We start from the raw sequence: 2,309 nt of genomic DNA on the forward strand, positions 1-2,309 counted from the left end.
GTACGGGGGTCGACGGGGGCGCCGCGGGGGTGAGGGACCGCTATCGTTGTGAGCGACGACACACGGAGGATCGCATGACGACCATAGAGGTGGACGGGGACGTCCACAGCGCCTGGGACGTCCTGGACGGCGTCAACCTGCCCGACGGCTACCGCGTCGAAATCACAGACGGAAAGATCATCATGACGCCGCAGAGCGAGGACCAGTCCGACGTCCTGATCGAGGCCGGCCCGCAGATCAAGAAGCAGCTCGCCGGGCACGGCAAGGTGCTCTCGGACGTCATGATCGACTTCCCTTCGAGCCTCTGGGGTTACGCCCCCGACCTGGCCATCGTCGCCCCCGGGGCAGAGCGCAACATTCGCGGCCGGTTCGAGTGGCACAGCCTGGAGGCCGTCCTTGAGGTCGTCTCCAAGAGCACACGGGACATCGACTTCGAGAAGAAGTACCGGATGTACGCCGAGTGCGCGATCCCGATCTACGTGATCATCGACCCGACCGACAACACCTGCACGATCCACAGCCGCCCCACCCGTCGAGGCAGCTACGACGACCAGGAGACGATCGCCTTCGGCGCGGACCTGATCCTCCCCCTCGAAGGCCGCGAGATCGTCGTGAAGACGGACGGATTTCCGCGCTCCGAGGGCTGAGCGCGCCACACACCTGCGTCAGTACGAGGGCTTCGGCGGCGAACCGCCCCTGCCGGGCACCACCGAGGCCGCCGACCGTTTCGTCCGGGCCTCCTACTACGTGGACCGGCTGCCGCCGGCCGACACCCCGGCCCGTGCCTACGCGGCGCTCCTGAGCGTCATGCGGAACGCCGCCCAGCCGTTCGGGACCCCCGACCCGGCCCGGCCGAACATCTCGTCGACGATCTGGCGCACCCTCGCGGACCTGACCAACGGGGTGTACGCCTTCGAGTCCTCGTTCTCCCCGGACATCGTCTGGACCCGGCTCGACGCGCTCGACTTCGACCGGGCGGCGCGGCTCGACCTCTCGGTGGAGGGGCTGCTCGGGGACGTCGGCGATCGCTACGAGCCGACCGAGCCGTTCGAGTTCGCGTCGGCGTAGGCGTCGCCTCAGGCGTCAGGCGTCAGACCCGTCGCCGCGAGGACCGCGTCGACCGTCTCCTCCACCGTCTGGTCCGCGTTGTCGATCCAGACGCCCTCGCCCGAGAGTTCCGCGCGCATGGCCTCGTCCAGGAAGGCCCAGTTCGTCGTCAGCTTCTTGTGGCGGGCGTTGTTGCGCTCCCAGGCCTTGTCCGGGCCCGGGGCCAGGATCACCACGTGGAGCGGGACCGCCTGGGCATGGGCGCGGTAGAAGTCCAGGTGGGAGCGGCGTACGACCACGTCGTCGAGGACCGGCAGGAAGCCGGCCGCGGCGAAGCTGCCCGCGAGCAGGCAGCCGTTGCGGGCGCGCAGCAGGATCTGGCGGTCCGCCTCCGGGTCGCCGTCCGGGGTCGGCCAGTGGCAGCCCTGGACGATCAGCTCCTGGAGGTGGTCGACCTCGATGTGCGCGGCGCGGGCGAAGCGCGCCGCGAGGGCCGCCGCGACCGTCGACTTCCCGCTGCCGGGGATCCCTGCCAACAGCACGGTACCGGGGGCGGGTTCGACGCTGTCGACGATGACGTTCTCGAAGGTCATGCGGGAGCGGTACCTCTCAGCGGCGGCGTACGGTCACAGGGGCGTCACACAGTAGCCCGGCCTCCCCGGGGAGTTCACCTGGTATTCGGCGTGCAGGATGTAGTCCTCCGGCCCGCAGGAGGCCTCGTCCGCCACGCGGTACTCGGCGCCCGTCGAGCCGCAGTCCACCTTCAGGAGCGACTGCTCGGGCCAGTCGGCGGTGTTGCGGACGCAGTCGCCGACGGAGAGCCCGACCCGCTCGCCGTCACCGTCGGGGCCCGCGATCAGCCCGATGAGCAGGAGCGTCGGGATCGCGGCCGCGAGAAGCGCGAACGGGGTCAGCACCAGCATCGCGGGCGCACGGCGCAGCACCCGCCGGCCCGGGTCCAGGGGCGGGCGCCAGGCGCCGTGCGGCTCGGGCAGGCGGTGGAACGCGGCGCGGGCACCGAGGACGTTGCCGAGCACGACGAACGGCGTGACCAGCAGCGAGAGCACGCCCCACCAGCCGGTCACCAGGGTGTCGGAGGTCATCTTCCGGTAGACGGCGAGACCGCAGGTGCGGCAGTAGACGCCGCGCCGGGTGACCGTGCGCATGATGACGATCATGCCCTGGTGCGCCCGGACCGTCGCCGCCGCCGCGGGCTGCGCGCCGCAGACCTCGCATCCGTGCGGGGCGGGGGCGTTGGGGGG

4 protein-coding genes are annotated in these 2,309 nt (G+C 71.1%); 2 read left to right on the forward strand and 2 right to left on the reverse strand.

The window, feature by feature from the left end:
* Positions 1-74 precede the first annotated feature (74 nt).
* A complete protein-coding gene (locus CCN56_RS36765; protein WP_086832069.1) occupies positions 75-647 on the forward strand; it encodes a Uma2 family endonuclease in 573 nt (190 codons plus the stop codon).
* 13 nt (positions 648-660) lie between these two features.
* On the forward strand, positions 661-1,068 hold the full coding sequence (locus CCN56_RS36770) for a linear amide C-N hydrolase (protein ID WP_086832070.1): 408 nt from the start codon (positions 661-663) through the stop codon (positions 1,066-1,068).
* Positions 1,069-1,076: 8 nt separating this feature from the next.
* Here the strand turns inward: CCN56_RS36770 and CCN56_RS36775 are convergent, their stop codons facing one another.
* Both CCN56_RS36775 and CCN56_RS36780 read right to left on the reverse strand, forming a co-directional pair.
* Positions 1,077-1,640, reverse strand: a complete 564-nt coding sequence (locus CCN56_RS36775) for an AAA family ATPase (protein WP_086832071.1) — start codon at positions 1,638-1,640, stop codon at positions 1,077-1,079.
* A gap of 33 nt (positions 1,641-1,673) precedes the next feature.
* Positions 1,674-2,309 (reverse strand): hypothetical protein (locus CCN56_RS36780; protein ID WP_256962363.1); only part of this gene is annotated, 636 nt, incomplete at its 5' end.

Source organism: Streptomyces sp. NRRL B-24572 (assembly GCF_002156145.1).
In the GTDB taxonomy this organism is placed as follows: domain Bacteria; phylum Actinomycetota; class Actinomycetes; order Streptomycetales; family Streptomycetaceae; genus Streptomyces; species Streptomyces vietnamensis.

Coding starts and splice junctions, on each gene's coding strand:
- CCN56_RS36765 (WP_086832069.1), top strand. CDS start 75: ATGACGACCATAGAGGTGGACGGGGACGTCCACAGCGCCTGGGACGTC.
- CCN56_RS36775 (WP_086832071.1), bottom strand. CDS start 1,640: ATGACCTTCGAGAACGTCATCGTCGACAGCGTCGAACCCGCCCCCGGT.